This window comes from Sphingomonas changnyeongensis (genome assembly GCF_009913435.1).
Taxonomy (GTDB): Bacteria; Pseudomonadota; Alphaproteobacteria; order Sphingomonadales; family Sphingomonadaceae; genus Sphingomonas_B; species Sphingomonas_B changnyeongensis.
The window spans coordinates 1,724,454-1,744,798 of the sequence record NZ_CP047895.1 but is presented as its reverse complement, the minus strand read 5'-3'; the positions used below and the strand labels follow the sequence as shown (position 1 = coordinate 1,744,798).

Here is a 20,345-nt window from a genome sequence, read left to right as displayed (position 1 = left end):
CCCGGTCGGGATGGCTTCCCCATGGATACCCGATGAGAGTGCCAAGATGCTGAAGTCCCTGAGCCTTCCCAGAAAACTGGGCCTGTCGTTCATGCTGATCTGCGTGTCAGCCGCGATCATGATGGCGGTGTTCTTCGCGAACATCTCCATGATCCGGTCGACGACCGACCAGAACAACCAAAGCCAGTCGATCCATGCCCAGGCGCTGGCGCTGGAGACGGCTCTGTTGCGCCAGAACAGCCAGCTGCGCGGCTATCTGGTGACCGGGGACGACAGCTACCTGAAATCCTATGACGAAGGCCGGGACGAATATGACCGGACTTCGGCCGAACTCGAAAAGACGCTGACCGAGGCGGCGCACCGCACCGCGCTCCTCAAGTCGCGTGAAGAAACCCTCGCCTGGCGCGAAAAATGGGGCGACCGGCTGATCCGCATGGTCAAGTCCGGCCAGCGCGACCGCGCGCAGGAGGAAGTGCGTGCGGCAGGCAAGGCGGTGCTCGTCACCAACGCCGTGCTGCCGCTGCGCGACATCCGCGACGCCCAGGTCGAACTCAGCAAGAAGAATGGCGAGCTGCAGGAAGGCGCGATCAGCTCGGCCACCACCGCGCTGGTGCTCGGCGGGCTGGCGCTGATCGGCATCGCGATCGGCCTTGCCGTCATGCTCAGCCGCGCGATCGCCAAGCCGATCACCGACCTGACCCGCGTGATGGGTGACCTGGCCGCCGGCCGCAACGACATCAACGTGCCCGACACCGACCGGGGCGACGAGCTGGGCAACATGGCGCGTGCCGTGCTGGTGTTCCGCGACGCCGCGCTCGCCAAGCAGAAGGCCGATGCCGCCGCTGCCGAGGCCGAAGCGGTGCAGAAGCTGGTGGTCGATACGGTGTCGAGCCAGCTCTCCGCCCTCGCAGGCGGCGACCTGACCGTTCAGATCGATGCCGATTTCCCGGGCAGCTATGCCACGGTCAAGACCAACTTCAACGCCGCCGTCTCGGCACTGCGCGACCTGATCGCGTCGGTCAGCCAGACCACTGCGTCGATCCGCACCGGATCGGGCGAAATCGCCCAGGCTTCGGAAGATCTGGCACGCCGCACCGAAGCCAATGCCGCGAGCCTCGAGGAAACCTCGGCAGCCGTGGCGGAGATGGATCAGCGCCTGAAGGCGACCGCCGAGGCCGCGCGCCGCACGGTCGAACGCGCCGACGGTGCCATCGCCACGGTGAGCGGCGGCCGCTCGACCGCCGACCAGGCAGTGCAGGCCATGACCCGCGTCGCCGACAGCGCCAAGGGCATCGACAGCGTCATCGAAGGCCTCGACAAGATCGCGTTCCAGACGCGCGTTCTGGCGATGAACGCGGCGGTCGAAGCGGGCCGCGCCGGCGAGGCGGGCCGCGGCTTCGCGGTCGTCGCCGACCTGGTGTCCGCGCTGGCCATGCGCTCGGAAGAAGAAGCCGCCCGCGCCCGCGACCAGCTGACCTCGACCCAGACCGATATCGGCGCGGCGGTGGAAGCGATCCACCGCGTGGATACGGCGCTGGCCGACATTTCGACCGATGTCGGCGAAGTGCACCAGCTGCTTGCCGGCATGGCCAATGACAACCAGGCCCAGGCCGCCGCGATCAGCGAGATCAGCACGGCGATCGGCTCGATGGACCAGTCGACCCAGCAGAATGCGGCGATGGTCGAGGAAACCTCGGCTGCGGCCCGCAACCTGGCGAGCGAGGTCGACGCGCTGTCCGAACAGGCGCTGCGGTTCAAGATCAGCGACCAGCTGGGCACGGCTGCCCGGATGCGCAGCCCGGTGCTGAGCACGACGGCGCCAACCCGGCCGCTGCCTGCCGCAGCCGTCAGGGCACTGTCCCGCCCGGCGGCGGCGACCGCCGACGACGACTGGACCAACTTCTGATGTCCCGGCGCCGCGGCGGTGTGTTTGCCGCGGCGCCGGAAACCGGCCGGCCCGCTCCGGCTGAGAGGATTTTATGACGATCATGGTCCCGGCCGTCGAAGCCGGAGAACTCTGGCGCCAGGCGCGTATTGCCCGGCAGCTCGGGTCCTTCTTTGTCGCCGAAGTTCTGGAAGCCGCCGAACGGCAGCTTCACCGCGCCCCGCGGACCGCCGAAATGGTCCGCACCTGGCCGGGCGATCCGTCGGCTGCGGCCATGGCGATGCGGCTCAATGCCGCGCTCCACGCGCTTGCCCGCCGCGACACTATTCCTGTTCTGACAGCGCTTTACCGCGGCGAGCATGAGGATTACGACCGGGCGATCGCCGCCGCGCTCACCCTGGCGGACGAGTTCATCCAGAAATGGATGATGCATGTTCCCCAGACCAACGAGGTCGGTCGCGCTGCCGCAATTGCCGCCGCGCTGATGCAGGTCAGCGGCCGCACCGCGATGCCGTTCGAGCTGATCGAACTGGGATCCAGCTGCGGGCTCAATCTCAACCTTGCCCGCTATGGCTATAATCTGGGCGGGGCGACCGCCGGGGTGGAGGATTCGCGCGTGCAGATCGCGCCGGTCTGGCATGGCCCCGCGCCCAGCGTCGCCCCGCTCCAGGTCGTGCGCGCCGAGGGGGTGGACCTCAATCCGCTCGATCCGGGTGACGAAGCGACGCGCGAGCGGCTGCTGGCGTTCATCTGGGCGGATCAGCGCAAACGCTCGCACCGGCTGCAACAGGCGCTGGCGCTCGCCTGCTGCCATCCGCCGGTTGTCCATCAGGGCCATGCCGTGCCCTGGCTGGCAGACCGCCTCGCCCGCCCCCAGGCCGATGGCGTGTGCCGTGCGGTCATCCATTCGATGGTGCTGCAATATCTGACCGCCGAAGAGCGCGCGCAGGTGACCAGCATGATCGCCGAGGCCGGTGCGCGGGCGACGGCAGCGCGCCCACTGTGCTGGATCAGCTTTGAATGGACGCCGCAGCGCACCGAGGTGCTGCTGACCCTCACCACATGGCCGGACGGCGAAAAGCGGGTGCTCGCCCAATGCCATCCTTATGGCGACTGGGTCGAATGGTATGGCGAGCAGGGTCGGGCCTGAGCGGACACCCTTGGCCGATCATCGTTGACGCGGGTTGCAAAGGATTGCAATTCGCGTCATCACCTTGCCATTGACAAATGGAATGATCTCGATCAGTTTCTCTTTGAAACTTTGATCGGCGCGTGAGTCTCATGCGCCGTGGCTTTGCTGTTTCGACCGCGCCGGCAGTTTGCCGGCGGGCTCAGGTTGAACGGCAGCAGCCGGTGATGAGGTGTACGGCACATGCACAGCCCCCTTCCCCGCTCCCTCGCCCTCGGGCTGGCCGCGCTTGCCGCTGCCTGTTCGGGCGGCGCGCCCCAGCCCCCGCCGCCGATGACCGTCGCGGTCGCCGTGCCGCTGACCCGCGAGGTCATCGACTGGGACGATTATGTCGGGCGGTTCGAGGCCATTCAGGATGTGAACATCGTGCCGCGCGTGTCGGGGCAGGTGACGCGCATCGGCTTTCGCGAAGGGGTCGAGGTCGGCCAGGGCGCGATGCTGTTCGAGATCGATCCCCGCCCCTATCGCGCCGCCCTGGCCCAGGCCGAAGCCGAAGCGGCGCGGGCCGAGGCGACGCGGGCCAACGCCGCCGCCGAACTGGCGCGCGCCCGGCAGCTGCTCGACCAGCAGGCGATCAGCCGCGAGGAATATGACCAGAAACTGGCCGCCGCCCGCGCGGGCGACGCCGGGCTGGCGGCCGCCCGCGCGCAGGTGCAGGCGCGGCGGCTGGACATGGAGTTCACCACCGTGCGCGCGCCGATCGGCGGGCGCGTGTCGGACAAGCGGGTGGCGATCGGCGACTATGTGGTCGCCGGCCAGACGCAGCTCACCCGCATCGTCTCGACCAACCCGATCTGGTTCACCTTTGACGGGGCTGAGAGCTTCTATCTCAAATATGTCCGGCAGGACAAAAATGGCGAGCGGCGATCATCGCGCTATGCCCCCAATCCGGTCGAGATCCAGCTGGCCGATGAAAGCGGCTATCGCTGGCGCGGGCGCATGGTGTTCGTCGACAATGCCATCGATCCGCGTTCGGGCACGATCCGCGCCCATGCCGAAGTCGCCAATCCCGACGGGTTTCTGGTGCCCGGCATGTTCGGCCGCGCCCGGCTGCTCGGATCGGGCACCTACAAGGCGATGCTCGTCCCCGATGAGGCGGTGGTGACCGACCAGACGCGGCGGCTGGTCTATGTCGTCGGGCGCGACGGCAAGGCCGCGCCGCGGCTGGTCGAGACCGGACCGATGGTCGAGGGGCTGCGCGTGATCAAGACCGGCCTTGCGCCGACCGACCAGGTGGTGCTCGACGGGCTTGCCCGGCTGCAGCCCGGCGCGCCGGTCAAGCCCAAGCTGACGGTGATCAAGCCGCGCGCTGCCGATGACGCGCCGATCGCCACGCCGATCACGACGCCCCCGCCCGCCGAAGCCACGACGCGCTGACGGGAGCCGGCCATGCGCTTCCCCCATTTCTTCATCGACCGGCCGATCTTCGCGGCCGTCCTGTCCATCCTGATCGTCATCGTCGGCATGGTCGCCTATCCGACGCTGCCGGTCGCCCAATATCCGGAGATCGCGCCGCCCACCGTCGTCGTGTCGGCAAGCTTTCCCGGCGCCTCGGCGGAAACGCTTGCCGAGACCGTCGCCGCGCCGCTTGAGGAGCAGATCAACGGCGTTGAAAACATGATCTACCTGTCGTCCTCCTCGACCGGGGACGGCAATGTCGCGATCACCGTGACCTTCGCGCAGGGCACCGATGTCGATCAGGCGCAGGTGCTGGTCCAGAACCGCGTCGCGACCGCCGAGCCGCGCCTGCCCGAAGAGGTGCGCCAGATCGGCGTCACCGTGCGCAAGAACGCGCCCGACCTGCTGCTGGTCGCCACGCTGATCTCGCCCGACGGCTCGCTCGACCAGCAATATCTGTCGAATTATGCGACGCTGCAGCTGATCGACCGGCTGAGCCGCGTCACCGGCGTCGGCAGCGTGCGGCTGTTCGGCGGGCGCGACTATAACATGCGGGTGTGGATCGACCCCGACCGGGCGGCGACCCATGACCTGACGGTGGGCGAGATCGTCGCGGCGATCCGTGCGCAGAACGCGCAGGTGGCAGCCGGCGGCGTCGGCCAGCCGCCGTTCAACAAGGGCGGCACCGCGTTCCAGCTCAACCTCCAGGCGCGGGGTCGGCTGTCGAGCCCCGAAGAGTTCGGCCAGGTGATCGTGCGGCGGTTCGACGACGGGCGGCTGATCCGCCTGCGCGACGTTGCCCGGATCGAGCTGGGCGCGCAGGATTACAGCATCAACGCCTATCTGTCGGGCAGCCCGACGGTCGCGATCGCGATTTCGCAGCTGCCGGGATCGAACGCGCTCGCCACCGCTGCCGCGGTCAAGGCGGAGCTGGACTCAGCCGCCAAGAGCTTTCCGCCGGGGATGAGCTATACCATCCCCTATAACCCGACCGAATATATCGATGCGTCGATCGCGGCCGTCAAAGACACGCTGTTCGAGGCGGTGGTGCTGGTCGCGCTGGTCGTGCTGCTGTTCCTGCAAAGCTGGCGCGCGGCGATCATCCCGATCATCGCCATTCCGGTGTCGCTGATCGGATCGTTCGCGGTGCTCGCGGCCTTTGGCTTCAGCCTCAACAACCTGTCGCTGTTCGGCATGGTGCTGGCGATCGGCATCGTCGTCGACGATGCCATCGTCGTCGTTGAAAATGTCGAGCGGCTGATGGAGCAGGAAGGCCTGTCGCCGCGCGATGCCGCGCACAAGACGATGGACGAGGTGTCGGGCGCGCTCATCGCCATCGCGCTTGTGCTGATCGGCGTGTTCCTGCCGACCAGCTTCATCCCCGGCATTTCCGGCCAGTTCTACAAGCAGTTCGCGCTGACGATCATGAGCGCGACGGCGATTTCGGCCTTTGTCTCGCTCACTTTGTCCCCGGCGATGGCGGCGCTGGTGCTGCGCCCGCGCCATGACGCGGAGCCGGCGCCGGGCTGGCGCGGCGCACCGGGGCGGTTCGCGCGCGGTTTCAACCGCGGGTTCGATCGGCTCTCAGAACGCTATGGCCGCTTCACCGCCCGGGCGGTGCGCGCGCTGGCGATTGTCGGCATCGCCTATGCCTGTCTGATCGGGCTGGCCGGCTGGCGCTTCGCCGCCACGCCGACCGGCTTCATCCCGGCACAGGATCAGGGCTATCTGATTGCCGTCGTGCAGATGCCGCCCGGCGCGTCGCTTGAACGCACGACCGAGGTGCTGGAAGAGGCCCAGCGCATCGCGCTGCGCAACCCGGCAACGGCGCGCACGGTTGCCTTTGCCGGCTTTGACGGGGCGACATTTTCAAGCGCGCCCAACGCCGCCGCCATGTTCGTGTCGATGAAGCCGCATGACCAGCGCGCCGGGGCTGATCAGGTGCTGGGCGAACTGAACGGCGCGCTGAGCGCGATCACCGCCGGCAGCATCTTCGTCATTCCGCCGCCGCCCGTGTCGGGCATCGGCACCGGTGGCGGGTTCAAGATGATGATCGAGGACCGGGGCGGCGCGGGCCTGCGCGCGCTCGAAGGCGTGACCTTCCAGATGATGATGGCGGCCAATCAGGCACCGGGGATCGTCGGGGCCTTCACCACCTTCAACACGCGCACGCCGCGCCTGTTCGCCGATGTCGACCGCGAACGCGCGGAACAGCTGGGCGTGCCGGTTGAAAGCGTGTTTGCAACGCTCGGCACCTATCTCGGCTCGACCTATATCAATGATTTCAACTTTCTCGGCCGCACATTCCGCGTAACCGCGCAGGCCGATGCCCCCTATCGCGACAGCGTTGCCGACATTTTGCAGCTGCGCACCCGTTCCGACACCGGGCAGATGGTGCCGCTCGGCTCGGTGATGTCGCTTGCCAATGACAGCGGCCCCTACCGCGTCGTGCGCTACAATCTCTATCCGGCGGCCGAGCTGCAGGGCAACACGCTGCCCGGCTTTTCGAGCGGCCAGTCGCTGGAGACGATGGAGGCGCTGGCGGCGGCCAATCTGCCCCAGGGCTTTGCCTATGACTGGACCGAGCTGGCGTTCGAGCAGAAACAGGCGGGGAGCACCGGGGTGATCGCCTTCGGGCTGGCCGTGGTGTTCGTGTTCCTGCTGCTCGCCGCCCAGTATGAAAGCCTGATTCTGCCGCTCGCGGTGATCCTGATCGTGCCGATGTGCCTGCTGGCAGCGATGCTGGGCGTCAACGCGATGGGGATGGACAATAACATCCTGACCCAGATCGGGCTGGTGGTGCTGATCGGCCTGGCCGCCAAGAACGCCATCCTGATCGTCGAGTTCGCCAAGCAGAACGAGGATCATGGCATGGAGCTGCGCGAAGCCGCGCAGGCGGCGGCGGCGCTGCGCCTGCGGCCGATCCTGATGACGTCGATCGCCTTCATTCTGGGCGTGCTGCCGCTCGTCATCGGCACCGGCCCGGGGGCGGAGATGCGTCAGGCGCTGGGCGTGGCGGTGTTCTTCGGGATGCTGGGGGTGACGCTGTTCGGGCTGATCTTCACCCCCGCTTTCTACGTCATCAGCCGCCGCTTCGGCGACTGGGCGGCGGCGCGGCTCAGGCGCGGTTCGCCGGCAACACCGGCCGCGACCGGGGAGATGGGCGCATGACCGGGGGCGTATGACGCACAAGGCCGGCGGGCGCCGCCTGTTTGCAACCCTGCTGCCGGGGCTGCTTCTGGCCGGCTGTGCGGCCGGCCCGGATTACCAGACCCCGGCTGTGCCCGGCGGCGCCGCGCCCCGGCTGCGCGAGGCGGATCTGGCGGCGGTCACGCCCAGCCCGCTGCCGGCGCAGTGGTGGCGGCTGTTCGGCGATGCCGAGCTTGACCGGCTGGTCGCCCGCGCGCTTGAACGCAACACCGATCTGCGTCAGGCGAGCGCCAATCTGCAGCGCGCACGGGCGCTGCTGAGCGAGGCGCGCGCCGGGCAGCTGCCGACGACCGGCCTCAACGCCCAATATGTCCGCCAGCGCTTTGGCGGGCAGGTGTTCAACGCGGTCGGCGGCTTTCCGGTGCTGACCACCGATTTCTATTCGACCACCTTCGACGCGAGCTACGAGATCGACCTGTTCGGCGGGGTCAGCCGGGCGGTCGAGGCCGCGCGTGCCGATGCCGCCGCCGCCCAGGCGCAGGTCGATGCCGCGCGGGTGACCGTCGCTGCGGAAACCGCGCGCGCCTATGTGCTTGCCTGCGCCTATGCGGTGCAGGCCGATGTCGCGCGCGAGACGGTGCGGTTGCAGGACCAGAGCTTTGACCTCACCCGCCGGCTGGTCGAAGCCGGGCGCAGCACAAGGCGCGATCTTGCCCAGGCCGAGGCGCTCAAGGCGCAGACCGAGGCCGAGCTGCCCCGGCTGGAGGCCGAACGCCGCGCCGCGCTCTATGCGCTTGCCTATCTGACCGGCGACGCGCCCGAGGCGGCCGACATGACGGCGGCGCAGTGCCGCACCCTGCCCCGCATCGCGCAGCCGATTCCGGTCGGCGACGGCCAGGCGCTGATCGCCCGGCGGCCCGATGTGCGCGCCGCCGAACGCACGCTCGCCGCCGACACCGCGCGCATTGGTGTGGCGACCGCCGCGCTCTATCCGTCAATCTCGCTCGGCGGGCAGGCGCTGCTCGGATCGCCGCAGATCGGCGATCTCGGTCGGTCGGCCAGCTTTGGCTATTCGCTCGGCCCGCTGATCAGCTGGTCATTCCCGCTGAACGGCGCCGGCCGCGCGCGCGTGCGCCAGGCGCGGGCCGGCGCGGAGGCCAGCCTTGCCGCCTTTGACGGCACGGTGCTGAAGGCGTTGCAGGAGGCCGAACAGGCGCTGGCCCGGCTGGGCGGTGCGCTCGACCGCGAGGCGGCGCTCGCCCGCGCAAATGCCGCCACGGCGGAGGCCGCGCGCCTGTCCGAACTGCGTTACCGCGCGGGGGCCGACAGCTTCCTGCAATTGCTCGATGCCGAGCGGCAGCGCGCCGCCGCCCGCGCCACCCTCGCCCAGGCCGAGGCCGACCGCGCCGAGGCCCAGATCACGCTGTTCAAGGCCCTAGGCGGGGGCTGGGAAGCCCCCGCGAAACCTTAGACCCCGGGGGCTGGGAAGCCCCCGCAAAACCCTGAAACGCCGCGGGCTGGGAAGCCGCCTCAAAACCCTAGGCTCCGGGGCCGGGAAGCCCCGGCGCGCGGGGGCCTGGCGCATCTGGCGAACCCGTTTTCGGGTGAACAGATCATCCGGCGATGACCGCACCGGCATCACCCACCGGCTGCCCGGCCAGCATCCTGCTCGTTCCGATGGCACCCGAACGCCTCCATATCTTGGTGGGCAAGGCATTTACCGGGCAAGCAACTGATCCGACGCGATCTCAACAACGCTGTCATCGGCTTTGGACGATGACATATTCGTTATGGATCATGTTTACGGTATCGGTTTTGATTCAGATATCGACCTCAAGGTCATCATCCGAGATACTGACAATCAGTCCGAATAAAGACTCGAAACATTTTTGACCGCAAGGCGTGCAATGACACCTTTGCGGAGGGGGTGGTCATGACCTTGCAATATAGCGACATCAATGCGCCGCATCTGAACCGTTCCGTGCTCATTGCGCCCGGCCGCAGGATCAACCTGGCCGGCACCGATCACCCGCTCGCCAGGATCGCGCCGCGCACCCGGCTGGGGGCGCTGGCGCTCAACCTGTCGGTGCAGTCGTCGATCGCGACGATCCAGATCATCGCCACCAGCACCTATGTGAACGCGCTGACCGCACTGGCCGCACCGGCGATCACCTTTACCGCCCCGCCGCCCGGCACGCACGGGATCACCGTCCAGCAGCTGCAGTCGTCGTGGCAGAGCTTTGTCGAACAGCTGGCCGCGCTCCAGGGTCGGGCGATGGCGTGGATCGCGACCTCACCGGGCAGCGGGGCCAGCATCTTTTCCAATCTGGTGTCGGTCGCCGGCACGATCGGCGGCATCAACGCCACCGTGCAGAGCCAGTTCACCCTGCTCCAGACGCTGCCGCCCGGTTCGTCGGAGTGGCAGAAGGCGCTTACAAGTGCGAAAAGCCTGGTCGGTGTGGAGATCGCGCCGCTTGCCAGCCTTGGGACGCAGATCGAGACGCTGTCGACCAATCTGGGCGCTGCCGCGTCGATGCTGACCAGTGCCGCATCGACCGGCGTGCTGCAGCAGCTGCAGACCGCCTATCAGAACGAGATCGACGCGCTCAAACAGGATATCACCAACTGCAACAACACGATCAGCAGCGACAATTCAAAGATCGTCGGGCTGGGCTTTGCCGCCGGCGCGGCGATCGTCGTCGGGATTGTCGGGCTGCTCAACTTCTGGAACCCCATTGGCTGGATCATGATCGCCGGCGGGGCTGCCGGGGCCTATTTCGCGATTGCCGAGATCGAGGCGCTGAAGGGCGAGATCGCGATCCTGACCCAGAAGATCAAGAACGACACCGCGACCATCGACACCGACCGCACGGCCGCGCAGACCATTGCCGCCTTTGCCCAGAGCGCACAGGCCGCCGCCAATATGAACAGCGCCGCCCAGCAGGAGCTGAACACGCTGATCCAGCTGTGCACGACGCTTGGCGACGAGATGACGGCCGCGCTCAACGACCTGAATCAGGATGAGATCGCCGATGCGCTGACCGAATGGAACGAGGTGGTGGCCGCCGCCGCGTTCCTGGGGGGAATCACCGCCTATATCTGGCCGGGATCGATCCAGTTGGCCAACCCGACCAACCTGTCGGCGACCGGCAATTCCGCCTATCTCGTCAGCAACTCCGGCACGGTTTATCAGTATCAGACCGGCGGCAACAGCTGGTCGGCGCTGCCCGGATCGAGCCTGTCGGTCGTCTCCGGCAGCGGCGGGGTGTTCGGCATCGACGGCGCGCCCGCCGACGGCTCGCATATCGAGCCGACACCCTATGGCCTGAGCTTCTTGGTCAAGGCCTATGCGAACGGGGCGTGGACCAACATCTCCACCTTCCCCGCCGCGCAGATCGCGACCGACGGCCAGGGCCATGTCTGGGCAATCAACCAGACCATGTCCGACCGTCAGGCCTATCGCTACGGCGGCAGCAGCACCGGCTGGAGCGCCCTTGGCCCGATGCCGAACAGCGATGCGCCCGGCGACATTGCCGGCTGCAACGGCAAGCTGTTCGCCATTGCGAACAATGGCCGCGGCTTGTGGGCGGCCGGCGGCAGCGGCTGGACCCAGATCGGCACCGCCACCTATGCGGCGATGGACGCGAATGGCGGCTGGCTGGGCCTTGTCGACACCGGCGGCAATGGCTGGGTGATCGACACCACCGCAACCAGCCCCGCGCCCCAGGCGATGATGACCGGGCTGAGCCTGCTCGCCCAGGCGCCCAATGGCGACCAATATGTGACCGACAGCAGCCTCAACCTGTGGCACGTCGCCTATGTCGCCGGGCAAAGCCCGTCCTGCACCCAGCTGCGCGCCAATATCGTCGGCATCGCCGTCAGCGATGGCGGCACCGTCTATGCGACCGACAATAGCGGCAATGTCTGGGTGCTGACCGCGCCCGCCACCAATAGCTGGCAGCTGCTGCCGGCGCTGCCGTCCTGAACCGGCCGTCATCCCCGCCAACCGTGAAAGGAACCGCCATGGCCCCGCTGCCCGTGATCCCGATCCTGCAATCGGTCATGACCGCCCAGTCCTATCTGCGCGCCGCCACCAATGCCAGCCTGCCGCCGGTGATCACCGGCCAGGGCCAATATGGCCCGCTCGTCACCAGCTTTGTCGACTGGCAGGAGGAGTTGTGGACCCAGTTCTGGGAAGGGCTGGTCGACACCGGGGTCGTGGCGGCCGCAGCAGAGGTGAACACGCTCTTTCACAGCAATCTGGCCGATGCAGGCGTGATCAACGGCCTGCTCTATGACGACGACATCCCGATCGCCGTCGCCCAGTGCAACGACGTTGCCAACCTGATCACCAGCGCCCAGCCCATGCTCGAACAGCTGGAGGAGATTGCCGCATCGATCGAGGGGGCCGATCAGGCCAAGGTCGATGCCTATACGGCGCTGGTCGCACAGTTGCAGGACCAGTTCAACGCGCAGGAAGACAAGCTGACCCAGGACGCGCTCGACAGCGCGACCGAAATCGTGTCGACCGCGATCGATGTCGGGATCGCCATCGGGTCCGAGGGCGAGGATACGACCCAGCTGATCGAAGGCGTCATCAAGCTCGGCACGACGGCGATCGACGAACTTGCGCTGACTGCCGCGATCAAGGAGACGCTCGGCCAGCTCGAAGACGCCTGGGCCGCGCTTGATCAGGCGAGCGCCGACCTTGCCCAGATCACCCATTGCTGCAAGCAGCTGAAGACAGTGACCGACCAGACGGCAGCGACGCTGACCGCGCTCGATACGCTGTCCACCGCGTGGAACAGCGTTGCCGCCACGACCACCCTGCCTGCCGATCAGTGGGAATCGGAAGGCTGCGCGGCGCTCCGCCAATGGGCGGCGCAGATGGTCAAGCTCAGCTTCGGCAACGCCACCCAGCGGGTGACGACCAGCACCGTCAGCGCGGCCTGAACCGGGGTCCGTTCCCCGCCCCGGTCCCGGCGCTGCATCCGGGGGACAACACCCCGCCCCCGGCGATCGGGCGGCACATCATCCGTGCCGCCCGATCGGCGTTTCCGCCGGATTGCGCGCGGTCATGGGCACGCGCAATCACGGGGATCGGAAACATGATTGCGGGCATCTGTCGCGCTGGTCGTTCTTGAGGGCCAAGCTGTTCTTGTTCCGGTGGAATTACGCCCTGCCCCCGCCCCCCGTTCCACAATGGGACAGATATTTGCCGCTTATGACTTGCATAACCATTCATTAATCAGGATTCTGCGGCACCGGAGGAGCACCATGACTCATGGGGAAAAGGGGTAGATCTGTGAAAAGCCCTCTGAAAGGAGGGTTGCTTGCCGGTGCAGCCTTTGGCCTTGCCGGCAGCGCCAACGCGGCGATCACCGTGCACACCACGTCGGGCAGCTTCACCGCCGCCGCTACCGGGCTGCAGACCGACACGTTCAACGACCTGTCCGAGATCCTCTATTCGTCGCCGCTGAGCCGCAGCGCCGGCTCGTTCAGCTATCAGGCGTCAGCCGCGAACGGGCTGTTTCCGGGCAGCGTGTCGGGGAACCGGTTCCTGTCGACCAACACGGCAACCAACCTGATCACGTTTGCGAACTTCGGCACCGCAGTCTCGGCGATTGGCGGTCGCTTCTTCGGCTCCGACAGAAATGGCGATTTCATTCGGTCGCCCTCGATCACCCTCACCGCCACGGACACGACCGGCAGCGTCGTCGAGGTGATCGTGAACCCGACCACGTCGAGCTTCCGCGGCTTCACCACCACCGGCAGCTTTGTCTCGCTGCTCGTGGCCGGGTTCAATCCGGTCGCATCGAACCCGCTCTGGCCGTCTGTCGATGACCTCCAGCTCGGCACGGCCGTCACCGACGCCATCCCCGAACCGGCAAGCTGGGCGATGATGATCAGCGGCCTCAGCCTTGCCGGTGCCGCGATGCGTCGCCGCCGGGTGAATGTCGCTTTCGCCTGACCCGCAGCGTCAGGCCAGGCCGAAAGGGGTCGCGCCGTCCGCCGGCGCGGCCCTTTTTCGTCGGTGCCGGGCATGAAGACAGGGTGACGGGCGAACCCGGCCCTGCCTGACCCGGATCCGGCTGCATTTGACGGCGATGTTCGAAGAAACCGTGGTAGCGGAGGAGGGACTCGAACCCCCGACACGCGGATTATGATTCCGCTGCTCTAACCAGCTGAGCTACTCCGCCCCTGACGGCGAGGCGGCGCTATAGGCGGGCTGGCGCGCCCGGTCAACCGGCAGATGAGCAGCTGCGCGACCTGCTTGACCGGAGGGCTGCGATCTTCTTTCTGCTCCTTGCCCCGGACAGGCCGGGCGGCGTGAAGGGAGCAGCGGAAGTTGACGGACGCGAGCATGGGCCGGGTGGTGATCGTGGGTGCGGGCCATGGCGGGGCGCAGGCGGCGATCATGCTGCGGCAGCTGGGCTATGCCGGCACAGTGACGATGATCGGCGACGAGCCGGAACTGCCCTATGAGCGTCCGCCGCTGTCCAAGGACTATCTGGCCGGGGAAAAGCCGTTCGAGCGGCTGCTGATCCGCCCCGAGCGTTTCTGGGCCGAACGCGGGATCGACATCAGGCCCGGCGAACGCGTCGTCACCGTCGATGCCGAAGCGCACCGCGTGACGACCGACCGGGGCGAGGCCATTCAATATGACCGGCTGATCTGGGCGGCGGGCGGGCGGCCGCGCGCCCTGCCCTGCCCGGGTGGCGAGTGCGGCGATGTCCACCGCATCCGCACCCGCGCCGATGTCGACCGGCTGGTCGCGCATCTGGGCGAGGCGGAGCGGATCGCGATCATCGGCGGCGGCTATATCGGGCTCGAGGCGGCAGCGGTGCTGGTGAAGCTTGGCAAGCGCGTCAGCCTGTTCGAGGCGCAGGAGCGGCTGCTCGCCCGCGTCGCCGGCCCGGCGCTGTCGGCCTTTTATGCCGAACGCCACCGGGCGCACGGCGTCGACCTGCATCTGGGCGCGAGCGTCGCGGCGATCGAAACCGATCCGGCGAGCGGGCGGATGACCGGCGTGCGCCTCGCGGGCGGCGACGGCACGCCCGGGATGCTGGTGCCCGCCGACATGGCGATTGTCGGCATCGGCATCGTGCCCGAGGTCGCGCCGCTGCTCGCCGCAGGTGCTGCGGGCGATGCCAGCGGGGTATCTGTCGATGAACGCTGCCGCACCAGCCTGGCTGATATCTTCGCGATCGGCGACTGCGCGGTCGCCGCCAACCGCTTTGCCGGCGGCGCGCGCATCCGCGTCGAATCGGTCCAGAACGCCAATGATCAGGCGGGTGTCGCGGCGCGCACCATCTGCGGCGAGGACGCCGTTTATGATGCCGTGCCGTGGTTCTGGTCGAACCAATATGATCTGAAGCTGCAGACCGTCGGCCTGTCGCTCGGCCATGACGAGGCGGTGCTGCGCGGCGATCCGGCGGCAGGCGGGTTTTCGGTCGTTTACCTGAAGGACGGCCGGGTGATCGCGCTCGACTGCGTCAACGCGACCAAGGATTATGTGCAGGGCCGCGCGCTGGTGCTGGCCGGGGCGCGGATCGACCCGCTCGACCTTGCCGATGCATCGCGCCCCCTCAAGGAACTGCCGCAGCAATGCTGAGCGCGGTCAGCCGCGCCCGTTGAAGCGGGTGCTGCCGATCGCCTCCCACGGCCCGCCGCGCCATGCCCAGCTTGCCAGCCCGGCTATGTGCAGCGGCCGGGCGGTCACCTCGGCCGACAGGGCGGCGAACAGCGCCTTCGCCTCGCGCGCCGGGACGCCGTTCTGGATGGTGATGTGCGGCTGCCACCCGGCCCGGTCCTGCGCGCCGAGCAGTCCGGCCAGCCCGTCGGCCAGCTCGTCGCGGATCGCCGCCAGATCGGGGCTGTGGACGCTGAGCGCGACCCCGGCCTCCAGCCGCATCACCCCGGCGATCCGCGCGCGCGGCGGTGCGCGCCCCGCCACGGCGGCGCGCAGCCGCGTGGCCAGTTCCGGGCCGCTCGCCGGGGGCAGCTGGTGGAACAGCGTCAGATGCGCGGGCACATGGTTGCGCGCCGCCGGATAATGCGCCCGCCGCAGCTTGTCGGCAAAGGCCTGGTCGGCGGCGCCAAGAAGCGCGGTGACAATGATCGGCGCCGGCGTCACATTGCCCCCGACGCGCGCCCCGGCCCGGCCGGGGCACCGCCACCGGACCAAGGAGACAGCGATGATCGAGTTCCATACCGCCGCCACCCCCAACGGCCACAAAGTGTCGATCATGCTCGAGGAATGCGGGCTGGATTATCGTCTGCATGTGATCGACCTGTCCTCCCAGGCCCAGAAACAGCCCGATTTCCTCGCGATCAACCCCAATGGCCGCATCCCGGCGATTGTCGACAATGGCTTTCCCGTCTTCGAATCGGGGGCGATCCTGCTTTATCTGGCCGAAAAGACCGGCCGGTTCCTGCCCGCCGACGCTGAAGGGCGCAGCCGCGCGGTGCAGTGGCTGATGTGGCAGATGGGCGGGCTTGGCCCGATGATGGGCCAGCTCAACGTCTTCAAACGCTATTTCCCCGAACATATCCCCGCCGCGATCGAACGCTATGAGCGCGAAAGCTACCGGCTGTTCGGCGTGATGGAAACGCGGCTGGCCGACAGCCCCTATCTGGCGGGCGATGATTACAGCATCGCCGACATTGCCTGCTGGCCCTGGGTGCGCGCGCATGAATGGCCGGGCCTGACGCTCGCCAACCATCCGCGCCTCGCCGACTGGCTGGCGCGGATCGGCGAGCGGCCGGCGGTGGTGCGCGGCATGCAGGTGCCGCCGCGCCCGGACATGAGTGGCGACGGTGCCCAGCGCTTTGTCGAGCGGGCGCGCACCATCCTGGCGTGAGGGTTAAGTCGGAGAGGGTGTGTCTTGCGCGGTGAAGCGCAAACACACCCCCCTCAGATTTCGACCTGGCTGCCCAGTTCGACGACGCGGTTGGTCGGCAGGCGGAAAAACTCCATCGCGCTTTCCGCGTTGCGCAGCATCCAGGCGAACAGCTTTTCCCGCCACAGCGCCATGCCCGGCCGCGACGAGGCGAGCAGCGTCTGGCGCGCGAGGAAGAAGCTGGTGTCCATCATCTTGAACTCGGGCCCGCAGCCGGTGAGGTTCTTGAGCGCGGCGGGAACATCGGGTTCCTGCATGAAGCCATATTTGATCACCAGCCGGTGGAAGCCGCGGCCGAGATCCTCAAGCTGGCAGCGCTGCACCTGCTCGACATAGGGCACATCGAGGATCCTGACCGTCAGCAGGATCACCCGCTCATGCAGCACCTTGTTGTGCTTGAGATTGTGGAGCAGCGCATGCGGCACGCCTTCGGGCGTCGAGGTCATGAACACTGCGGTGCCGGGGACGCGGGTGGCCGAGTTGGTCGCGGATTCGATGAAGATCGAAATCGGCATCGCCGATTCGCGCAGCCGCTCGATCATCAGCTTGCGGCCCTTGGCCCAGGTGGTCAGCAGCGTGAACGCGATCAGCCCCACGAGCAGCGGGAACCAGCCGCCATCGGGCACCTTGGTCAGGTTCGACAGCAGATAGGCCAAGTCGACGATGAAGAACACCGCGAGCAGCAGCGTCGCCAGCAGCTTGTTCCAGCGCCACATCGAAAACAGCACGACCGCGAGCAGACAGGCATCGATCGACATCGCGCCGGTGACCGCGATGCCATAAGCGGCGGCAAGGTTCGACGAGGACTGGAAGCTCAGCACCAGCAGGATGACGACCGTCATCAGCGTCCAGTTGATCACCGGGATATAGATCTGCCCGGCGGTCGACGCGCTGGTGTGGGTGATGCGCAGGCGCGGGATGAAGCCCAGCTGGATCGCCTGCTGGGTCACCGAGAACGCCCCCGAAATCACCGCCTGGCTGGCGATGATGGTGGCCAAAGTTGCCAGGATGACGAGCGGCAGGCGCAGCGATTCGGGCGCGAGCAGGAAGAACGGGTTCTTGATCGTCTCGACCGCCGCCTCGGGCGGCAGGCCGACGACCATCGCCCCCTGCCCCAGATAATTGAGCATCAGCGCCGGCAGCACGAAGAACAGCCAGGACACGCGGATCGGGTTGCGCCCGAAATGGCCCATATCGGCATAGAGCGCCTCGGCCCCCGTCACCGCGAGCACGACCGAGCCGAGCGCGAGGAAGGCCAGCCACTGGTCGACAAGGAAGAACTGCACCGCATGCCAGGGATTGAGCGCGGCGAGAATGCCCGGCGCCTTCACGATCTGGACAATGCCCAGCGCGGCGATCGCGACGAAATAGGCGAGCATGATCGGCCCGAACAGCCGCCCGACCGCCGCGGTGCCGCGCGACTGGATCATGAACAGGAAGATCATGATGCCGACCGCGATCGGCACGACCAGCGGCGCAAAGCGCGCCTCGACCACCGTCAGCCCCTCGACCGCCGACAGCACCGACATCGCCGGGGTGATCATCGAGTCGCCATAAAACAGCGCGGTCGCGAACACGCCGAGCAGCACGATCGGCGCCGTCCAGCGCGCGCCATTGGTCGACCGGTTGATGAGCGCGAGCAGCGCCAGGCTGCCGCCCTCGCCCTTGTTGTCGGCGCGCATGATGATCGACACATATTTGAGCGTGACGACCAGCATCATCGACCAGAAGACGAGGCTGAGCACGCCATAGATGTGCAGCCGGTCGGGCGTCAGCGGGTGATGGCCGGCAAAGGTCTCGCGGAACGCATAGATCGGGCTGGTGCCGATATCGCCGAACACGATGCCGATCGCCGCCACGGCAAGCCGCGCCAGCCCCTGGCCGGCATGGCCGTGCGGATCCTGCATGACCGGCGCGTCGTCGCAGCCCGGCGTGTCGCTGCCCATCGGGTCGGCGGTGCCGGACATCATCGGCGGGTCATTTCGATCAATCGCGACATCAAGCGCATAACAAGCACTACGCCCCTTGCACAGGCGGGCGGCCCCTATCACGCGCCCGGTGGGGCTGCAACGCCTATCGGGTCGGCCGCTCGCCACCCTCCGGCCCGGCCGTGCCGAACAGGGCGTCGGCCTCGCTGCGCGTCGGGATAGCGCGCAGCACGAAACTGCTGCTGATCGTCGTCACGCCGGGCAGCCGGCCAAGATGTTCGCGGTGCAGCCGCTCATAATCATCAAGGTCGCGGGCGACGATCTTCAGCCGGTAATCATGCGCGCCCGAAATCAGCGCGCATTCCACGACACCGTCGATCGCCGCCACCGCCCGCTCGAACCGCGCCAGATCCTCCTCGACCTGGGTGCTGAGCGTGATGTCGACCAGCGCTGTGACGTGAAAGCCGAGCCGGCGATGGCCGAGCCGCGCGCCATAGCCCTCGATCAGCCCGCCCGCCTCCAGCGCCTGGATGCGCCGCGTGCAGGCCGACTGGGACAGGCCGACCCGTTCGGCGATCTGCGCAACCGGCAGCCGCGCATCGGCGGCCAGCGCCTTCAGGATGTTGCGGTCAATCCGGTCCATGCGCAGATATCCTCTGTCAAGTCGCTCTATCACGCCGGATTTATGCGCGCAAACGGCATCCGGCGCAGTGAAGTTGCAGGGATTCGCGCGCCCGCTTTGCGCTATCGATCAGGGCGACAACCCTGAGCGATGGAGAGACGGACATGCGTGTCGGTGTGCCCAAGGAAATCAAGAATCACGAATATCGCGTCGGCCTGACCCCGCCGTCGGTGGCGGAGCTGGTCGCGGCCGGCCATGAGGTGGTGGTCGAAACCCGCGCCGGCAGCGGCATCGATTTCGACGATCAGGATTATGTCGCCGCCGGCGCGCGCATCATGGGCAGCGCGGCCGAGGTGTTCGCCAATGCCGACATGATCGTGAAGGTGAAGGAACCCCAGCCGGGCGAGATCGCGCTGCTCGAGAGCCGCCACCTGCTGTTCACCTATCTGCATCTGGCCGCCGACAAGCCGCAGGCCGAAGGGCTGATGAAGTCGGGCGCGACCTGCATCGCCTATGAAACGGTGACGGCGCGCGACGGCTCGCTGCCGCTCCTGAAGCCGATGTCGGAAGTCGCCGGGCGGATGTCGATCCAGGTCGGCGCCCATTATCTGGAAAAGGAACAGGGCGGTCGCGGCGTGCTGCTGGGCGGCGTGCCCGGCGTCGCGCCGGCGCGGGTCGCGATTCTGGGCGGCGGCGTCGCCGGGGTGAATGCCGCGCAGATGGCGGTCGGCATGCGCGCCGACGTGACCATCTATGACATCAACATGGCGCGGCTGGCCGAACTGGACATGTTCTTTTCCAGCCAGATCAAAACCGCCTATGCCTCCAAGGCCGCGATCGCAGCGGCGGTGCGCAACGCCCATCTGGTCATCGGCGCGGTGCTGGTGCCGGGCGCGGCAGCGCCCAAGCTCGTCACCCGCGACATGCTGAAGACGATGAAGCGCGGATCGGTGCTGGTCGATATCGCGATCGATCAGGGCGGCTGCTTTGAAACCTCGCGCGCGACCACGCACGACAATCCGGTGTTCGAAGTGGACGGCGTGACCCATTATTGCGTCGCCAACATGCCGGGCGCGGTCGCGCGCACCTCTGCCTTTGCGCTCAACAATGCGACGCTGCCCTTCGTGCTCCGCCTCGCCAATCTGGGCGCGGACGCAGCGATGGCGGCGGATGCGCATCTGGCAAACGGCCTCAACGTCTCGGGCGGCAAGATCCGTCACCAGGCGGTGGCCGAGGCGCTCGACCTGCCGTTCGACCCGGCCTGATCCGG

Annotated in this window: 14 protein-coding genes and 1 tRNA gene; 11 read left to right on the top strand and 4 right to left on the bottom strand. The window is 67.6% G+C overall.

The features are described 5' to 3' along the window. Positions 1-46 precede the first annotated feature (46 nt). From GVO57_RS08650 to GVO57_RS08615, 8 genes are all read left to right on the top strand, one after another. Positions 47-1,906 carry a methyl-accepting chemotaxis protein gene (locus GVO57_RS08650; protein WP_160592801.1) on the top strand — a complete coding sequence of 620 codons (1,860 nt, stop codon included), beginning with the start codon at positions 47-49 and terminating at the stop codon, positions 1,904-1,906. Between the two features lie 73 nt (positions 1,907-1,979). Next, complete coding sequence (locus GVO57_RS08645; protein ID WP_160592800.1) at positions 1,980-3,035, top strand: DUF2332 domain-containing protein; 1,056 nt, start codon at positions 1,980-1,982, stop codon at positions 3,033-3,035. Positions 3,036-3,257: 222 nt separating this feature from the next. Continuing rightward, on the top strand, positions 3,258-4,451 hold the full coding sequence (locus GVO57_RS08640; protein ID WP_160592799.1) for an efflux RND transporter periplasmic adaptor subunit: 1,194 nt from the start codon (positions 3,258-3,260) through the stop codon (positions 4,449-4,451). A gap of 12 nt (positions 4,452-4,463) precedes the next feature. Beyond that, positions 4,464-7,643, top strand: a complete 3,180-nt coding sequence (locus tag GVO57_RS08635) for an efflux RND transporter permease subunit (protein WP_160592798.1) — start codon at positions 4,464-4,466, stop codon at positions 7,641-7,643. A 10-nt stretch (positions 7,644-7,653) separates the two neighbouring features. Continuing rightward, positions 7,654-9,093, top strand: coding sequence for an efflux transporter outer membrane subunit (locus GVO57_RS08630; RefSeq protein WP_160592797.1), 1,440 nt, complete (start codon positions 7,654-7,656; stop codon positions 9,091-9,093). A gap of 462 nt (positions 9,094-9,555) precedes the next feature. Beyond that, entirely contained in the window at positions 9,556-11,607 is a 2,052-nt protein-coding gene (locus GVO57_RS08625) for a hypothetical protein (protein WP_160592796.1), read from the top strand. Between the two features lie 38 nt (positions 11,608-11,645). Next, the gene (locus GVO57_RS08620) at positions 11,646-12,575 is read left to right on the top strand and encodes a hypothetical protein (RefSeq protein WP_160592795.1); all 930 of its coding nucleotides are present in this window, start codon (positions 11,646-11,648) and stop codon (positions 12,573-12,575) included. A 352-nt stretch (positions 12,576-12,927) separates the two neighbouring features. Next, the gene (locus tag GVO57_RS08615; protein ID WP_160592794.1) at positions 12,928-13,593 is read left to right on the top strand and encodes a PEPxxWA-CTERM sorting domain-containing protein; all 666 of its coding nucleotides are present in this window, start codon (positions 12,928-12,930) and stop codon (positions 13,591-13,593) included. A gap of 152 nt (positions 13,594-13,745) precedes the next feature. On the opposite strand, the gene GVO57_RS08610 is transcribed toward GVO57_RS08615, so the two are convergent. Further along, positions 13,746-13,822, bottom strand: a tRNA-Met gene (locus tag GVO57_RS08610). Between the two features lie 164 nt (positions 13,823-13,986). Between GVO57_RS08610 and GVO57_RS08605 the strand changes: the two genes are divergently transcribed. Then, positions 13,987-15,237 carry an NAD(P)/FAD-dependent oxidoreductase gene (locus GVO57_RS08605; protein WP_160593920.1) on the top strand — a complete coding sequence of 417 codons (1,251 nt, stop codon included), beginning with the start codon at positions 13,987-13,989 and terminating at the stop codon, positions 15,235-15,237. A gap of 6 nt (positions 15,238-15,243) precedes the next feature. Here the strand turns inward: GVO57_RS08605 and GVO57_RS08600 are convergent, their stop codons facing one another. Beyond that, positions 15,244-15,759: a 2'-5' RNA ligase family protein gene (locus tag GVO57_RS08600; RefSeq protein ID WP_233281309.1), complete on the bottom strand. Its 516-nt coding sequence runs from the start codon at positions 15,757-15,759 to the stop codon at positions 15,244-15,246. A gap of 61 nt (positions 15,760-15,820) precedes the next feature. On the opposite strand from GVO57_RS08600, the gene GVO57_RS08595 reads away from it, so the two are divergent. After that, complete coding sequence (locus GVO57_RS08595) at positions 15,821-16,486, top strand: glutathione S-transferase family protein (RefSeq protein ID WP_160592792.1); 666 nt, start codon at positions 15,821-15,823, stop codon at positions 16,484-16,486. A 53-nt stretch (positions 16,487-16,539) separates the two neighbouring features. Here GVO57_RS08595 and GVO57_RS08590 read toward each other — a convergent pair whose 3' ends face one another. Both GVO57_RS08590 and GVO57_RS08585 read right to left on the bottom strand, forming a co-directional pair. Continuing rightward, entirely contained in the window at positions 16,540-18,471 is a 1,932-nt protein-coding gene (locus GVO57_RS08590) for a potassium transporter Kup (protein WP_160593919.1), read from the bottom strand. Positions 18,472-18,598: 127 nt separating this feature from the next. Continuing rightward, a complete protein-coding gene (locus tag GVO57_RS08585; protein ID WP_160592791.1) occupies positions 18,599-19,096 on the bottom strand; it encodes an Lrp/AsnC family transcriptional regulator in 498 nt (165 codons plus the stop codon). Between the two features lie 143 nt (positions 19,097-19,239). On the opposite strand from GVO57_RS08585, the gene ald reads away from it, so the two are divergent. After that, positions 19,240-20,340 (top strand): alanine dehydrogenase, encoded by a 1,101-nt coding sequence (ald, locus tag GVO57_RS08580; protein WP_160592790.1) that lies wholly within the window; start codon positions 19,240-19,242, stop codon positions 20,338-20,340. The last annotated feature ends 5 nt before the right edge of the window (positions 20,341-20,345 follow it).